Consider the following 16578-nt stretch of genomic DNA (forward strand, 5'->3'; position numbering starts at 1 on the left):
GCTTGCACTGATAGGTTTGCAAAGTTAGCCTGCAGCTTCAGGAAAGCTGCAAAGATTCATCATGGCCACCCAAAAACTTTATGCCGGTGCAAAACTGCGCGAAATGCGTACACGGCTGTCGCTGACCCAAAAGGAATTCGCTGCCAAGCTTGGCGTTTCGCTTCCTTATCTCAATCAGATGGAGAACAATAATCGTCCGATTTCGACGACGGTTGTTTTGGCTCTGGCGCAAGAATTCGGGATGGATGTGACCGAGCTGAGCACAGGCGACAGTGAAAGGTTGGTCTCGGACATGCGCGAAGCACTGGCCGATCCGGTCTTTGCAGATTCGATGCCCCCTTTGGCTGATCTGCGTCTGACCGCATCAAACGCACCCGCCTTGGCACGAGCGTTCATCGATCTGCACAAGACCTATCGCCAAACTCATGAGAGGTTGGCGTCGCTTGATGAGGCACTCGGACGCGAAGACGCACGCACGCAGGCAAGCCCTTGGGAAGAAGTGCGCGACTTCTTCCACTATTGCGACAACTACATCGACGCGGTCGACCGCGCTGCTGAAAGGTTTGCCGAACGTGCGGAAGATCCTGGCGGCATTCGTCAGGCGGCCATCAACAGCCTTTCTGAAAGGGGCATTCAGGTCCGTTTTGCTGACATCGAAGACATGCGCAACTATGATTCCGACACCAGAACGTTGCGCCTGTCCTCACGTGCCGCGCCACAGACTCAGGTGTTTCAGCTGCTTCTGCAAGTGGCCCTGATCAGTCAGGACAAGCTGCTGGAAGCAACACTGGATTTCGCACGCTTTCAAAGCGAAGAGGCCCGTTCAATCGCCAAGATCGGCCTTGCGAACTATTTCGCGGGCGCGTCGCTGATGCCCTACGGGGCATTTCTGGCTGCCGCGCAGGAAGATCGCCACGATCTGGAATTGCTCAGCAACCGGTTCGGCGCATCAATTGAACAGGTCGCCCACCGCTTGTCGACACTGCAACGGCCCGGCGCCAAGGGCATTCCGTTCTTCTTTGTCCGGGTGGACCAAGCCGGAACCATCACCAAACGCCATTCTGCCACACGCCTGCAATTTGCGCGCTTTGGAGGGGCATGTCCTTTGTGGAACGTTCACCGCGCCTTTGAAACGCCCGGCCATTTTCTGCTGCAACTGGCGGAAACCCCGGATGGAGTAAGATACATCTCGCTGGCGCGGGATGTTTCCAAATCGGGGGGGTCTTTCGGCGCACCCGTACGCCGATACGCCATCGCATTGGGGTGTGAAGTCCGCCATGCCGAGGCTTTGGTCTATGCCGACAACCTCGACATCAATAATGCAAGCGCATACGAGCCTATTGGGATTTCCTGCAGAATTTGCGAGCGCCAGACCTGCCATCAAAGGTCTGTTCCACCGCTGGAGCGTCGCCTGACAATCGATGCTCATACCCGCGGCACGCTGCCCTATGAGGTGACCTAAGCGCTACAATACGTGGCGGGAGCGCTGCCCCCGCCCGTGTTTGTCGATCAGGATTTGGACAGGATCGCCCAAATCTCATCCTTGAGTGCTGCCCGTTTTTTGCGCAGCTCCACCTCAGCCAACTCTTCCATCGGTTCGATATTGGTTTCAGCCCGATGTACGGTTCGATTGATCTCGTGATATTCGTCAGACAGTCGGGCGAAATGGGCATCCGATTGCTTGAGCTGGCTCATCAACTCGACCTTGTCGGGAAACTCTTCGGCCAGTTCATGCGGGGTGTGAGACATTGCTGTTCGCTCCTTGATCTATCGTTACAAACTATTGGTAAAGGTGATCGTTCCATACCTCTTTGACCCGGATCAAATTTTGCCGGATTTCATTCAATATTCAACGCTTTGCCGGTCGCCATCCAGCAGATCGGGCTTCTGATGCCGAGCAAAACCATCGCTCACCCTTGCGGTGGCTGATTTTTGTCTTCGCATAGTATTTCTGTCCGGGGACATGGTAGATGCGTTCGCCGCTGGACGAGATGTTTCCTTTGATCTGACAGGGCTGTGAGTTCTGGTTGCGCCCTGATGCCCGGTGGACCCAAGGCACCTGCACCTGCCCCGCATGCAACCCCTGTTTTGAGGCGATCGCTTTGGTTTCGGCGGCAACATAATCGTTGGAGTACTTGCGATAGGCAAACGCGAGGCCCTCAAGAACCAATACCTGCGCGACATCTGTACCGCGCACGTTGCAACGCGCGACGACCCGATCGTATCGATCACGGTCACGTGGTACGCAAGCCGTGGTCTTTCCCTCAAAACGCTTTTTAACCTGTTGGGTAGCCCAAGCCCCGCAAGACCAGTTTTGGCCCTGCGCATCCTTGCAGGACTGATCCAGTTCCGGAGCGTCGATCCCATGCAGACGAACGCGGACGCCTCCCACATCCCATGTGTCGGCATCGACGACATGAACACGCCCTTCGATCCGATCCGCTGAATAGGCTGCGACCGGGAAAGCCAGAACAAATGCTAAACAAATCCTTAACATACCCCCGATATGCACCCGACCATGGGTGCTTTCAACGGGGGCTGTTAAGAAAGGTTAACGCTGTGCCACTGCCCAATTAGGATTGATCCAAGGCCGGTCATTTGCCTTGGGCAATGGATCCTTGCCCAGCAAATGATCCGAGACCTTCTCACCCACCATTATAGATGGCGCATTGAGGTTTCCGTTGGTGATCTGCGGGAAGACCGAGCTGTCGGCAACGCGCAGCCCATCTACGCCGATCACACGACCTTCGGGATCTACAACCGCGTTCTTGTCATCAGCACGTCCCATCCGGCAGGTCCCACAAGGGTGATAGGCGCTTTCAGCATGTTCCGCGATAAAGCTGTTCAACTCTTCATCTGTCTGCACGCCCGCCCCCGGCTGGATTTCCTTTCCGGCATAGGGCTTGAACGCGTCCTGCCCAAAGATCTCACGGGTCAGGCGAATGCAGGTGCGGAAATCTTCCCAGTCCTCTTCATGGCTCATATAGTTGAACCGGATGACCGGCGCGTCTTCGGCATTGGCCGAACGCAATGTGACCGCGCCACGCGACGGCGACCGCATCGGCCCCACATGCGCCTGGAAACCATGCCCTTCAGCTGCTGCCTGACCATCGTAACGCACAGCGATTGGCAAGAAATGGTACTGAATATCAGGATATTCCACGCCGGGCTTCGAGCGAATGAACGCCGCGCTTTCAAATTGGTTCGATGCACCCAGGCCGGTTTTGGTAAACAGCCACTGCGCCCCGATCAGACCTTTGCTGATCAGATTCCAGTGCTTGTAGAGCGTGATGGGCTGCAGTGATGCTTGCTGAATATACAGCTCCAAATGGTCCTGAAGGTTCGCACCAACACCCGGACGGTCAGCAACAACCTCGATCCCGTGCTCAACCAAATGCGCTGCGGGACCAATGCCCGATAACATCAGCAACTTGGGAGAGTTGATGGAGGACGCGGCCAGAACCACCTCGCGCCGTGCGCGGATGATTTCTTTCTTACCGCCTCGGACAAGTTCGACCCCGGTTGCGCGACCGTTTTCCATAACAACGCGCGAGGCCAGACCACGCACGACATCACAGTTTTCTCGTTTGAGGGCGGGTTTCAGATAGGCATTTGCCGCCGACCAGCGCCGTCCTTTCCAGACGGTCTGCTCCATCGGGCCAAAGCCTTCCTGCTTTTCACCGTTATAGTCACCGGTGACTTCGTAACCCGCCTGTTGACCCGCATCGACGAAGGCCTGGAACAGCGGATTCGCGCGCGGCCCACGCGAGACATGCAACGGGCCATCGGTTCCACGCCAGGTCGGATCTCCGCCATGGCCACCGTCATGCCATGTCTCCATGCGTTTATAATACGGAAGCACATCAGCATAGGACCAGCCATCTGCCCCCATCTCAGCCCAAGTATCGAAATCGCGCGCATGGCCACGCACATAGACCATGCCGTTGATCGAAGATGACCCACCGATCACCTTGCCACGCGGGCAGGCCAGTCTGCGGTTGTTCAGATGCGGTTCCGGCTCGGACTGATAACCCCAGTCATAGCGCGACATGTTCATCGGGTAGCTGAGCGCCGCCGGCATCTGGATGAACGGACCGGCATCTGTGCCGCCATGCTCGATCACCAGAACCGAGGCCCCTGCCTCACTCAGGCGATAAGCCATCGCACAGCCCGCGGATCCTGCGCCAACGATGACGAAATCTGCTTCCATATTCACGACTCCTTGTCCCGCCGGCCCTGATCAGAAGGTGTTCGGCGGGGGTATTTTCAAAACGGTGAAGAGGTCATTCCCCGCGCGGGAAGCGCGCGTTTTCCTCTACGACATTCAGATCCATGTGGTTGCGCATGTAGCGTTCGGACGCCTTCTGCAGCGGCTGATAATCCCACGGGTAGTATCCGCCCTGACGCAGTGCCTCGTACACGACCCAGCGGCGCGCTTGACTGGCGCGCACATCGGCATCGAACTGGTCCAGATCCCAGCGCGCTTCGGACTTTGCCTTCAGAGTTTCCAGCGTGCCTGCATGTTCAGGGGCGTCCGCAAGATTGTTCAATTCGTGAGGGTCGGCCTCAAGATCATACAATTGGTCCGGGTCCAGCGCGCACCGGTTGTATTTCCATTTGCCATAACGCAGCGAAACCAGAGGTGCATACGACGCCTCGGCCGCATATTCCATCTTCACCGGCGCCGTGCGTTCGGTGCCATTGGCAAGCGGCACGAGGTCTTCACCATCTGTCCACGGCGCAATCTCTGCCATGTCAACGCCGGCCAGCGCCCCGAGAGTCGGCGTGACGTCGATTGTCGAGACCGGCGTATCGATACGACCTGCAAGCATATCTGGTGCAGAAATCATCAGCGGCACACGGGCCGAACCCTCATAGAAGTTCATTTTGAACCACAATCCCCGCTCGCCCAGCATATCGCCGTGATCCGAGACGAACATGATGATGGCTTCCTGACGGGTGGTTTCCAGCACCTCTAAGATCTCACCGATCTTGTCGTCCAGATATGAGATATTGGCAAAATAGGCTTGTCGCGACTTGCGGATATCTTCTTCGGTGATGTCGAAGCTGCGCCAGTCATTGGCGTCAAAGATGCGCTTGGAATGCGGATCCTGATTGTCATAGCCGAGATCAGCGACCTCAGGCTGCAAATGCTCGCAATCTTCGTAGAGATCCCAGTATTTGCGGCGCGCTACATATGGGTCATGTGGATGAGTGAAACTTACGGTGACGCACCATGGGCGGTCATCCTTGCCACGGGCCAGATCATATAACTTGGCCTTGGCGTTATATGCGACCTCGTCGTCGTACTCCATCTGGTTCGAGATTTCAGCCACACCCGCGCCCGTCACCGAACCCATATTGTGATACCACCAGTCGATCCGCTCGCCGGGTTTGCGATAATCCGGGGTCCAGCCGAAATCTGCTGGATAGATGTCGGTCGTCAGACGATCCTCGAACCCGTGCAACTGATCGGGACCCACGAAGTGCATCTTGCCGGACAGGCAGGTGTAATATCCCGCGCGACGCAAATGGTGTGCATAGGTCGGAATGTCGCTGCGAAACTCGGCGGCGTTGTCATAAACGCCTGTACGGGATGGAAGCTGACCGGACATAAAGCTGGCCCGCCCCGGCGCGCACAGCGGCGAAGCCGTGTAGGCATTGACAAACCGGGTCGATTTGCTGGCCAGTTTCTTCAGGTTCGGAGCATGAAGCCAGTCTGCGGGACCATCGGGAAAGAGGGTTCCGTTAAGCTGATCCACCATCAGGATCAGAATGTTGGGTTTTGTCATTTTTCAGCCTCAAGCAGGGTATTCAGAACACGCATTGCATGGTTGACGGCCAGTTGCGGTTCTTCAGGTGCGCTGAGTGCAGCGCGGATATAAAGCCCATCGATCAGGGCAATCATGTTTTCAGCTGCTTCGACCGGATCGTTCATGACCGGGCGCAGGGCATCGGTCAGATTCGACCGGATACGTGCCTGATAGATCTGCCACAGGCGCAACGCATCATCATTGGTCTGCGCCAGTACATAAAAGGTCATCCAGGCGGCGATGACGTCGGGCGTAAAGCAAGAAGGTGCAAAACACGCCCGGATGATGGCATGTGCTCGTTCTTTCGGGTCGGCTGCTTTGAGCTCGTTCCGGGCTTCTGCTCCGAAATCCGATAGAATACGGCGCATTGCCGCCAGAAAGATCTGATCTTTACCGCCAAAATAGTGATGCGCCAGCGCACTGGACATCCCTGCGCGTTTGGCAATCTGGCTGACGGTTACATCAAGGGATTTTTTCGAGCCAAGTTCAGCGATCGTCGCTTTGACAATCGCATCACGCCGGATCGGCTCCATTCCGAGTTTTGGCATCGCTGCCCCCCTCAACACAACCTGATGGGAAAACGCTAAGGGGTTTTTATTGACTCGTCAATCAATAACGCACATCTGGCTACGCTCGCCTGTATCTAAAGCTTGGGCGCAATACTCGGAGGCGTCAAGTTTCCTCGCTTTAGGACTGCCTCACGCCAAGTGATGAATGTCACCGCCGCAAGGATCAAAGTCCCACCCGCGACCACCCACAGGTCAATGCCTTCATGGAAGACAAAGGCGCCCAGCAAAGTGGCCCAGATCAGTTGAAGAAAGGTAACCGGCTGCGTCACGGCCACCGGAGCAGCCTGCAACGCAAGCGTCATGAAATAGTGCCCTGCGGTGGCAAAGCTGGCGATGAGAAAGAGCACGCCGATATCGCGTAGGCTGGGCGGGGTCCAAACTGCGATCGCGAAAGGGATCAGGAAAATGGTTGTCCAGATAGACAGATGGGCCACCACCACGGATGGACGAACATCCTGTACCATCGCCTTGGCGAGCAGATAAGAGCCACCAAGCATCAAAGATGTGCCAAGCATGGCCAGATGTCCGGTCGATACCTCCCGAAAGCCCGGACGGAGGATGATCGCGGCTCCGATCAGAGCCACCAGTACCGCCGCGATCCGGCGAAACGCCATTTTCTCACCCAGAAAAAGTGCAGCGCCAAGCGTGACATAAACTGGAGTGAGATAGTTCATGGCTGTCACTTCAGCCAGTGGGATTTGCGTCATCGCATAGAACCACAGCATGACACCGACCGCGTGAATTATCCCACGTACACCAAACAGCGTTAGGTGCCGGTGCGTCAGATGGGTTGTCATGATTGCGCGCATTGCAGGCAACAGAAACACAAGCCCCAGAACATAGCGAAGAAAGGCTGCCTGAATAGGGTCCATCGATGTACCCAGAGACTTGACCAACGCCGTCATCGCCACAAAGGACAGCCCGGCGGAGAACATCCAGAACATGCCGGCAAGCGGGCGGGATTGAATGGCAACCGTTGTCATGGAAACGGTTGAACACCGAAACCCGACGAGGAACAACCCTTCACATCGCAACAAGTTTGTAGGCAATGCCCAGCATGACGATCCCGATGATCATATCCAGCACTTGCCACGCGCGCGGGCGGGCAAAGACAGGGGACAGAATTCCCGCCCCATACCCAAGCGAAAAGAAGAACACAAAGCTGGAGAACATAGCCCCAAGGGCAAAACCCATCCGATCATCATATTGTGCCGAGATCGAACCGATGAGAACGACGGTATCAAGATAGACATGCGGGTTAAGCCAGGTGAAGGCCAGCACCGTGAGCAGAGCAGTGCGCAGGCTGGTGCGTTGGCTCTCACCAACGTCCATGACTGCCCCACCCCGCCAGGCAGATTGCAGGCTACGCAGCCCATACCATGTCAGGAATATCGCGCCCCCATAGCGCATGACAGTTTCAAACCATGGGGCCGCCTCGGCCAGCGTTCCAAACCCGGCTACGCCCGCACCGATCAGAATGGCGTCTGAAACTGCGCAGGTCAGGCAAAGTGCAAACACATGCTCGCGCCGCAATCCTTGCCGCAGGACAAAGGCATTTTGTGCGCCGATAGCGAGGATAAGGCTAAAACCAAGGGCAAAACCGGCAATCATGGATGCGGACATGAGGACTCCTGTTCATTGCCAGTTTGACTAGACGCCTCGGATAGCTTTATCAAATTAAAGAAACTGAAGCCTATTAAGTTTTACTAATGCAACTGGATCCACATCATCTGTCCGCTCTTTCTGCGATCCTGCGACATGGCAGCTTTGAAATTGCAGCTGCCGAACTTTCGGTGACACCATCGGCAATTTCACAGCGTATCAAGGCGCTTGAGGATCGGGTGGGTGTGGCGCTGGTCCAGCGCGGCGTGCCCTGTACAGGTACGCCCGCAGGATTGCGGATTGCCCGACACGCTGAAGACATCGGACTGCTTGAGGCACAACTGGGTCAGGAACTGGCAATCGACCGGGCGACAGGGCCCGCCAGAGTTAAAATTGCTGTTCCTGCAGACAGCCTTGCGACATGGTTCATTGATGCCATGGCACAGGTTGACGACACGTTGTTCGACCTCGTCGTCGATGATCAGGATCATTCAGCGGAATGGCTGCGTCGTGGAGAAGTCAGCGCAGCAATCACCGTCGGCGGTCAATCCGTCACCGGGTGCGATGCCACAGCGTTGGGTACGTTGCGCTATCTGGCCACTGCAAGCCCCGGCTACATGCACAAATGGTTCGCCGACGGTGTCAATCACACTTCACTCGCACGCGCACCGTGTCTGACCTTCAACCAAAAGGACAATCTGCAGCGCTCGTGGATCGCGACACAGACAAGTCAACGCATATCGCCTCCTTCGCATTTCCTGCCGTCTACACAAGGGTTTGTCGAAGCCGCCGCCGCGGGGTTGGGTTGGGGTATGAACCCCGAAGTTCTCGCGCAGCCATTTATCGATGATGATCGATTGTGTGAGGTCGTGCCCAACTCGCATCTGGACGTGGCATTGACCTGGCAGGTCGGGCGTATTCTGGCCCCTGCCCTTGCGCCATTGACGCGCGCAGTCAAGGATGCAGCAACACAGGCCTTGATCCAGGCGTAAATCCACCCGATAAGGCATAAACCATTGGAGAATTAACATGTTTTCCCGCGACAGCCTCAGCTACGACCCGCTCCCCCTGCCCGATCGCAGCGACCTGACAGATGAACAGATGGCCGCAGCCGCTCAGGAATTCTATGAGGTCATGCGTAAGCGTCATACGGTACGGGACTATTGTGACCGACCAGTGTCGCGAGAAGTCATTGAAAGCTGCATCCGCACGGCGGGAACCGCGCCGTCCGGGGCAAACCACCAGCCCTGGCACTTTGTCGCGATTTCGGATCAGGCGCTGAAGCAACGCATTCGCGAAGAGGCCGAAGAAGAAGAACGTCGGTTCTATGCAGGTGGCGCTGGTGATGAGTGGATCAAGGCGCTGGAGCCAATTGGAACCAATGAGGTTAAAGAACATCTGACCGTGGCGCCCTGGCTGATCGTGGTCTTCGCACAGCGCTGGGGACAGTTCGAAGACGGTACACGTTACAAGAACTACTATGTACCCGAGAGCGTGAACATCGCCACCGGCTTTCTGCTTGCAGCGTTGCACCACGCAGGCCTTAGCACGCTGACACATACGCCCAATCCGATGCGCTTTCTGAACGATGCGCTGGATCGCCCGGCTTCGGAAAAACCGACGATGATCATAGCGGTCGGGCACCCGTCAGACGATGCAACCGTGCCCTCCGTTGCAAAGCTGAAGAAACCGCTTGACGAGGTTTCATCCTTCTACTGATCACACGTGTGCACCCGCCAATTCGGCTCGAAACTTGTCGAAACTTAAAATTCGAATATATTTATACACCTGTAGTAACTTGTACGCTGGTATAGGTGGGCGCGCGAATGGCCACCGATTATGTGGTTGCAGCATATTATCTCGGGAACACCGGCAGCGACGGTGGCAAAGCGGGTGAGCCCGCTATTGCGACCGTTGTGACTCTGACCGACGAGAACATGGATGACACAATCGCCGAAGGTGAAGACACGATCGACGGCTTCACCATCTCAGCCCTAAAGGACCAATCCACCATTGAGTTGGAAAATGGACTGACCGTAACGGGCTGGTACATCGAACACGAGGACGCCTCGGGTGACAAAGAGATTTACTTTGTCCCGACAGATGGAACTGTTCCGTCTGACAGCGTGCTCGCAGAAGACTCCGAGCAAAATGGTGATCAGGAGGGTGATCCAGGTGACCTGACACCTATCCCTCCACCGCCCTGCTTTGCAGCTGGGACAAGAATTACAACTGAAACCGGATCTTTACCCATCGAGTCTCTTGGAGTGGGAGATCGTGTCCAGACCAGAGATCACGGTGTTCAGAAAATCCGTTGGATCGGACGTGCTACGTTGGATCGCAAAATGCTGAGTAAGGCGAGTTTCACACGGCCGATACGAATTAAGCGGGGCGCATTGGGTCGGAATTTACCCAAACGGGATCTCTATCTTTCGCCTATGCACCGCGTGCTTTCATTTGGTCCCCAAATCAACCTGCTTTTCGCCGAAAACGAGGCCTTTGCTGCAGCAAAGTTCCTGACACCTCTTGAGGGGGTATCTCAACAAACCCCTGAAAGCGTGGCTTATTATCATCTGCTTTTTGACCGCCACGAAGTCATCCAATCAGAAGGCGTCTGGACCGAAAGCCTGTATCTGGGTGAAAACAGTGCGGGTGGTTTCGATCAGGACCAGTTGCAGGAACTATGCTGCCTCTTCCCTGAGCTCATTGATGACATCACGTCCCACTCGATGGTTCTGGCCAGAAGAGATCTCAGGAAATTCGAGATGCACGCAGCACTCTGAGATGACCGACCGGCTTGAGCGCACTATGTGCCAACAACGCTTATTCAGCTGCACCGGTCTGTTGCTCTGCTAATCGGTTCGTTGGCAAGACCACGCGATAGCAGGCATATGCGGCCCATAAACTGCAGATAACGATGAACACGATCGCCAGTGCGACTTCGTGCATATGGGCTACGGCCGCTAAAGCGGCAGAGATTATGACAGCAGATAGTCTGCAGATGCTTTTGATCGCTGCAGACCCATTGACGCGTTGTTCCTTTGGTGCGACGTCCAAGAAATAAAGCTTCCTTGCGCTGCTAATACCCGTCACCGCCACCGTCACGATGAACAAGGCCACCGCGTGCAAGTGTATATCGTGATCAATGCCGATGTAGTGGACAGAAACCAGTACCGCTCCGGTCGCGGCCACCATCAATGTTCCGGTGACCATTACCGCGCGATGCGACTTCATGTTTATGAATTGCCACAATGGCGCAGAGATCAGATACCCCGATGCCGATGAAATGATCAGGGCGGTTAAACCCTTGGCAGTCGCATGATGCGCCTCGGCCGCAATCAACGCAAAAAATGGCACGGCCAACGCAACCACAACCAACGGCAGCCGCATCACCAGATATTGCCGGAACCAGGCCTGATCAAACATTGCACGAATGTCGCCGATGTACTGACCTGCCGACCGGTGTTGCGGGCGTTCGGCCTGCATCCCGGTTTTGTCATCCCGGGCAAGCTCTGCCATCGCAAGAATGGACAGACCGGAAAGAACAAAAAAGGTAACGGCTGCAGCAATTACCGTCGAGTGGCGCGAAAACGGCGGATTTTCCTTGGTAATTTCGTGCAGTATCAAGGTCAGTGCGATTGCACCCAATCCCCCGGCGCCAAGCTGCAGATAATGCATCCACATCCTGGATTTCGACTTCAGATGATCACCCAGCAGATCAGTCAGCATGAGGCTTTGGATCTCTTCCACCAATCCGATGCAAAAAAACGCAGCCACAAACGCCACAGCAATCAGTGGTGTGCCTCCAACCGCAGCGACAACAATCGCCACCAACAAGCAAGCGCCTATGCCAATTTCAGTCAGCGCTATTGCGCGCTTTTTCTGTTGTTTTGCGGAAATCCGGCCAGCAAGAAAAACATCCGACAGCGTGCCACCAATTTTTCGAACCGACACCAGTGCTCCAGCCAAAAACATCGGCATTTCAAGGGAGACCGCCAGAAAAGGCAGAACAACTGACGGGCTGCCCATTGTCCACGCGACTTGCGACAGAATACTCTGCCCTGCCAATACAGGGACGTTTCGCCTTTCGAGATCGGTCGTGGACTTACCCGCCATTTCCCCGTCGTTTTGCCATCTGAACACAAGCCTATAGCCTCAAACAATTTCGGCCAAGCGGTAAGTTTAACGCGCAAAAAACGAAAAACCCGGCTCATTGAACCGGGTTTAAAACAGTCGTCAGGGTCGCAGAATTCAGAGTTGCGCCATGACCTCGTCCGATGCTTCGAAGTTCGTGGTAACGCGCTGAACGTCATCATCGTCTTCCAGCGCATCCACCAGCTTCATCAGCTTTTGCATGTCTTCCAGACCCAGCTCGGTTGTGGTGGTCGGCTTCCACACCAGCTTGGTGGACTCGGTCTCGCCCAGCGCCGCTTCTAGTGCATTGGACACGTCATTCAGATCTGTATCCGCGCACCAGATGATGTGGCCTTCGTCCGAGCTTTCGACATCTTCAGCGCCTGCTTCGATCGCCGCTTCGAACACGGTGTCAGCGTCACCAACTGATGCCGTATAAACAACTTCACCCTTGCGTTCGAACATGAACCCGACTGAACCAGTCTCGCCCAGGTTGCCGCCGTTTTTGGAGAAGGTCGAGCGCACTGTTGATGCAGTCCGGTTGCGGTTGTCGGTCATGGTCTCGACGATCACGGCCACACCGTTCGGGCCATAGCCCTCGTACCGGATTTCTTCGTAGTCGTCGCCTTCGCCTGCAACCGATTTCTTGATCGCGCGGTCGATCACGTCCTTGGGGACCGAGTTCGACTTGGCCTCTTTCACCGCCAGACGCAGGCGCGGGTTCTTGTCGGGATCAGGGTCGCCCATCTTTGCGGCAACGGTGATTTCTTTCGACAGTTTGGAAAACAATTTGGACCGCGCGGCGTCCTGACGCCCCTTGCGGTGCTGGATGTTGGCCCATTTGGAATGGCCTGCCATGTTGCGTCCTCGTGATAGTGATTGCGTATTTGGCGCACATATAGACGTTTGCGGGGGCGAGGATCAAGAGATCGGCTTGTTCGTCGCGAATGCGCGGGTATGGTGGCGGTATGACGCCAGATCAGATCATTCTTTTCACCCTTTTCATCACTGTATTCGCTTTACTGTTGTGGGGGCGGTTTCGATACGACCTTGTCGCCTTCGCCGCCCTGATGGTCGGTGTGGTTTTGGGCGTCGTACCCGTCGACAACGCGTTCTCGGGGTTTGGCCATCCCGCCACCATCATCGTTGCACTTGTTCTGGTCGTATCGGCCGGATTGGTCCGTTCGGGGGCGGTGTTTCTGATCACACGCACCCTGGTTGACGCGTCGCGTGGTCTGGGCGCGCACATCGCGCTGATGGGTGGAATCGGTGCCGTTCTGTCAGCATTCATGAACAACGTCGCTGCACTTGCCCTGCTGATGCCCGTGGATATTCAGACAGCGCGAAAAGCAGGGCGATCAGTCGGACTGACCCTGATGCCGCTGAGCTTTGCGACCATCCTTGGCGGCATGGCCACCCTGATCGGCACCCCACCCAACATCATCATCGCATCTATCCGGGCAGAGACGCTGGGCGAACCATTTCGCATGTTTGACTTCGCCCCTGTCGGCGGTCTGGCTGCGGTTGCCGGCCTCGCATTTGTGTCGCTGGTTGGGTGGAGGCTGATCCCGAACCGGGGACCTCAAACCGAAACTTCTGAGGCGCTGGCTGAATACATCGCTGAACTGACCATTCCTCCAGAATCCGCACATATCGGAAAACGTGTTAGCGAGCTCTATGAGGCATCGGAGAAGTCCGATGTTGCGATTATCGGACTGATCCGGGATGGCAAAAGGCGTTATGGCCGGTCTGCGCATACCAGCTTGCGTGAAGGCGATGCGCTGGTTCTTGAAGCGCGGCCCGAAGCACTGGATGAGTTCCGCGCGGCCCTGAATCTCGATTTCTCGGACACGCGCCGACAGGAGTTGCTGACAGCAGAAGGCGAAGGTCTGGAAGTGATTGAGGTTGTGGCACCCGAAAGTGCGCGTATCACTGGCCGGACGGCACAGGGGCTTGGGCTGGCGTGGCGGCAGAGCACGGTTCTGATGGGCATCTCCCGTCAGGGACGTAGGATTACGCAACAGGTTCGCAAAACCGAAGTTGAAGCGGGTGATATCCTGCTGCTGCTCTGCCCAAGGGATCGCAGCGCCGATGTGACCGAGTGGCTGGGGTGTTTGCCACTGGCTCAACGCGGTCTGAACGTAACCGCAAACGAGAAAGCGTGGCTTGCCATTGGCTTGTTTGCCGCCGCTGTTTTGGCCGCCAGCATTGGTCTGATTTACCTGCCGGTTGCCCTTGGTTTGGTCGTCATCGCTTATGTTTTGACCAAGATCCTGCCAATTGCCGACATCTACAATCACATTGAATGGCCAGTGGTCGTGCTGCTTGGGTCCATGATCCCGTTGGGCAGCGCGCTGGAAACTTCGGGAGGGACAGAACTGATTGCGAATGCTCTGGTTCAGCTCACCGATGGGCTGCCCGCTTGGGCCATTCTGACCGTCCTGATGGTCGTGACCATGACCCTGTCGGATGTTCTGAACAATACAGCGACGGCTATCGTTGCCGCTCCAGTCGGCATTCAGATGGCCCGCACGCTGGAGGTTTCTCCGGATCCGTTCCTAATGACCGTCGCAGTTGCGGCTTCGGCAGCGTTTCTCACTCCAATCGGGCATAAGAATAACACGCTGGTCCTTGGTCCGGGCGGTTATCGTTTTGGCGACTACTGGCGCATGGGACTGCCGTTGGAAATACTGATCATTGCTGTATCTGTGCCCGCGATCCTCGTGTTCTGGCCACTTTGAGCGACAGCTTGCATGGTGGGGCGAGACCACGGTAAGGGCAGACTATGAAACGTTTTCTGATCCTCCAACTGCGCCCCGAAGCTGATGCGTCCGATGCGGAATTTGCATCCATTCTGGATAAAACAGGTCTGCCCGTAGAACGCACTCATCGCATCCGGCTGGATTGCGAGGACTTGCCCGAGGGTCTGCAGGTGACTGACTATGCCGGTGTCATCGTTGGTGGCGGTCCCGGCTGCGTCAGCGATGATCCAGCCACCAAATCTGAAATGGACGCGCGCATTGAAAGTGCAATCATGGGCCTCATGCCTCAGATAACGGCGCATGATCACCCCTTCATGGGATGCTGCTACGGGCTGGGCATTCTGGCGGCACATCTGGGTGGAGAGGTCAGCAAGAAACAATACGGAGAGCCTGTCGGTCCATCGACATGCCAGCTGACCTCAGACGCAGCCGATGACCCCATGACCGCAGGGCTGCTGCCCGAGTTCGAAGCCTTTGTCGGGCACAAAGAAGCGGTGCAGGAATTGCCCGAAGGGTGTGTGCATCTGGTGTCGTCCGCCCGCTGCCCGTATCAGATGATCCGCTGGGGCAAGAACGTCTATGCGACGCAATTTCACCCCGAAGCCGACGCACGGGACTTTGAGCAGCGCATAAACATCTACAAAAACCACGGCTATTTCCCACCTGAAGATGCACAATCTCTGATCGATATGTGTCATGCAGCTGATGTGACACAGCCAGGCGAAATCCTGCGCCGGTTTGCCCAACGGTACGAGTGACCCAACGGCGCGGTTGCCTGTTCCAATCTCCCTCGCTTAGGCTGGTCCGAACGGCTTTGGGAGGAGTTGTTTCTTGGATCTGCTAATCAATGTCGGCCTGCCCGTATCGCTGGCCATAATCATGCTGTCTCTGGGTATCGGATTGGAGGTTGCCGATTTCAGGCGCGTCATAAGCAGGCGATACCCTTTCGCCATCGGCGCGATATGCCAGGTGATACTGTTGCCTGTCGCGGCGTTCATCACCGTCAAACTCTTTGCATTGCCACCGGAAATTGCTGTCGGCTTTATGCTGCTCAGTTTTTGTCCCGGTGGCGTTACCAGCAACATCCTGTCCAAACTTGCGAAAGCTGACGTGGCCCTGTCTGTCAGCCTGACCGCCGTGATCAGCCTGTTGTCCATCATCACCGTTCCTGTGCTGGCGGCGTGGTCGATCAACCACTTTATGGGCGATGACGCCCCAGAGGTTTCGATCAGCGGGCTTGCCATTGCGATGTTCCTGATCACCACGCTGCCAGTGGCAATCGGTGTCAGTCTTCGCCATTTTGCCACGGGATTTGCCAACAGGATCGATACGGGATTGTCCAAACTGGCGACCGTCCTGTTTGTCCTGATCGTTGTCGCTGCCTTGGCTGGAAACTGGCAACTTTTCGTCGACAATCTCGGGATCATGGGCGCCGGGTTGATTTCACTGAACGTAGCACTTTTACTGATCGGGCTTGGTCTGGCGCGCGCTGCAAATCTGTCGTGGAACGAAAGCAAGACGATCTCGATCGAAACCGGCATTCAAAATTCGACCCTGGGTATCACACTGGCTGCGCTCATCACCGGTACGGAAAGTGGCTTCAGCCCTTTGGCGCTGCCATCGGCCGTTTATGGGATCACGATGTATGCCGTCGCAATCCCGTTTCTTGTCTGGTTCCGTAACCGCTGAAAGGACATC

Annotated in this window: 16 protein-coding genes; 7 read left to right on the forward strand and 9 right to left on the reverse strand. The window is 56.1% G+C overall.

The genetic code is table 11. The features are described from left to right. Positions 1-61 precede the first annotated feature (61 nt). Positions 62-1462 (forward strand): helix-turn-helix domain-containing protein, encoded by a 1401-nt coding sequence (locus tag ACR0IO_RS02935; protein WP_155145300.1) that lies wholly within the window; start codon positions 62-64, stop codon positions 1460-1462. Between the two features lie 47 nt (positions 1463-1509). Here the strand turns inward: ACR0IO_RS02935 and ACR0IO_RS02940 are convergent, their stop codons facing one another. The 7 genes from ACR0IO_RS02940 to ACR0IO_RS02970 all read right to left on the reverse strand — a co-directional run bounded on the left by ACR0IO_RS02940 (position 1510) and on the right by ACR0IO_RS02970 (position 8005). Then, positions 1510-1749 carry an HP1242/YdcH family protein gene (locus ACR0IO_RS02940; RefSeq protein ID WP_155145303.1) on the reverse strand — a complete coding sequence of 80 codons (240 nt, stop codon included), beginning with the start codon at positions 1747-1749 and terminating at the stop codon, positions 1510-1512. A gap of 100 nt (positions 1750-1849) precedes the next feature. Continuing rightward, positions 1850-2497 (reverse strand): thermonuclease family protein, encoded by a 648-nt coding sequence (locus ACR0IO_RS02945; RefSeq protein WP_480739434.1) that lies wholly within the window; start codon positions 2495-2497, stop codon positions 1850-1852. 54 nt (positions 2498-2551) lie between these two features. Next, entirely contained in the window at positions 2552-4210 is a 1659-nt protein-coding gene (gene betA, locus ACR0IO_RS02950) for a choline dehydrogenase (protein ID WP_480739436.1), read from the reverse strand. 73 nt (positions 4211-4283) lie between these two features. Further along, on the reverse strand, positions 4284-5792 hold the full coding sequence (betC, locus tag ACR0IO_RS02955; protein WP_480739438.1) for a choline-sulfatase: 1509 nt from the start codon (positions 5790-5792) through the stop codon (positions 4284-4286). Then, positions 5789-6361, reverse strand: coding sequence for a choline-binding transcriptional repressor BetI (betI, locus tag ACR0IO_RS02960; RefSeq protein WP_480739441.1), 573 nt, complete (start codon positions 6359-6361; stop codon positions 5789-5791). Before betI ends, betC begins: the two co-directional genes overlap by 4 nt. A gap of 95 nt (positions 6362-6456) precedes the next feature. Further along, entirely contained in the window at positions 6457-7365 is a 909-nt protein-coding gene (locus ACR0IO_RS02965; protein WP_480739443.1) for a DMT family transporter, read from the reverse strand. 40 nt (positions 7366-7405) lie between these two features. Beyond that, the gene (locus ACR0IO_RS02970; protein WP_170331630.1) at positions 7406-8005 is read right to left on the reverse strand and encodes a LysE/ArgO family amino acid transporter; all 600 of its coding nucleotides are present in this window, start codon (positions 8003-8005) and stop codon (positions 7406-7408) included. An 86-nt stretch (positions 8006-8091) separates the two neighbouring features. On the opposite strand from ACR0IO_RS02970, the gene ACR0IO_RS02975 reads away from it, so the two are divergent. The 3 genes from ACR0IO_RS02975 (at position 8092) to ACR0IO_RS02985 (ending at position 10767) form a co-directional block, all read left to right on the forward strand. Next, positions 8092-8976 (forward strand): LysR family transcriptional regulator ArgP, encoded by an 885-nt coding sequence (locus tag ACR0IO_RS02975; RefSeq protein WP_480739446.1) that lies wholly within the window; start codon positions 8092-8094, stop codon positions 8974-8976. A 37-nt stretch (positions 8977-9013) separates the two neighbouring features. Beyond that, positions 9014-9703 (forward strand): nitroreductase family protein, encoded by a 690-nt coding sequence (locus ACR0IO_RS02980; RefSeq protein ID WP_480739451.1) that lies wholly within the window; start codon positions 9014-9016, stop codon positions 9701-9703. 107 nt (positions 9704-9810) lie between these two features. Continuing rightward, positions 9811-10767 (forward strand): Hint domain-containing protein, encoded by a 957-nt coding sequence (locus ACR0IO_RS02985; RefSeq protein ID WP_480739453.1) that lies wholly within the window; start codon positions 9811-9813, stop codon positions 10765-10767. A 40-nt stretch (positions 10768-10807) separates the two neighbouring features. Here the strand turns inward: ACR0IO_RS02985 and ACR0IO_RS02990 are convergent, their stop codons facing one another. Next, on the reverse strand, positions 10808-12127 hold the full coding sequence (locus ACR0IO_RS02990) for an MFS transporter (protein ID WP_480739455.1): 1320 nt from the start codon (positions 12125-12127) through the stop codon (positions 10808-10810). A gap of 108 nt (positions 12128-12235) precedes the next feature. Next, on the reverse strand, positions 12236-12976 hold the full coding sequence (locus ACR0IO_RS02995; RefSeq protein WP_155145326.1) for a YebC/PmpR family DNA-binding transcriptional regulator: 741 nt from the start codon (positions 12974-12976) through the stop codon (positions 12236-12238). A gap of 110 nt (positions 12977-13086) precedes the next feature. On the opposite strand from ACR0IO_RS02995, the gene ACR0IO_RS03000 reads away from it, so the two are divergent. The 3 genes from ACR0IO_RS03000 (at position 13087) to ACR0IO_RS03010 (ending at position 16569) form a co-directional block, all read left to right on the forward strand. Next, a complete protein-coding gene (locus tag ACR0IO_RS03000) occupies positions 13087-14859 on the forward strand; it encodes an SLC13 family permease (RefSeq protein ID WP_480739781.1) in 1773 nt (590 codons plus the stop codon). A gap of 44 nt (positions 14860-14903) precedes the next feature. Next, on the forward strand, positions 14904-15638 hold the full coding sequence (locus tag ACR0IO_RS03005; RefSeq protein WP_480739457.1) for a glutamine amidotransferase: 735 nt from the start codon (positions 14904-14906) through the stop codon (positions 15636-15638). 73 nt (positions 15639-15711) lie between these two features. Next, a complete protein-coding gene (locus ACR0IO_RS03010) occupies positions 15712-16569 on the forward strand; it encodes a bile acid:sodium symporter family protein (RefSeq protein ID WP_480739459.1) in 858 nt (285 codons plus the stop codon). Positions 16570-16578: the final 9 nt, after the last annotated feature.

It is taken from the genome of Ruegeria sp. CE12 (assembly GCF_056537525.1).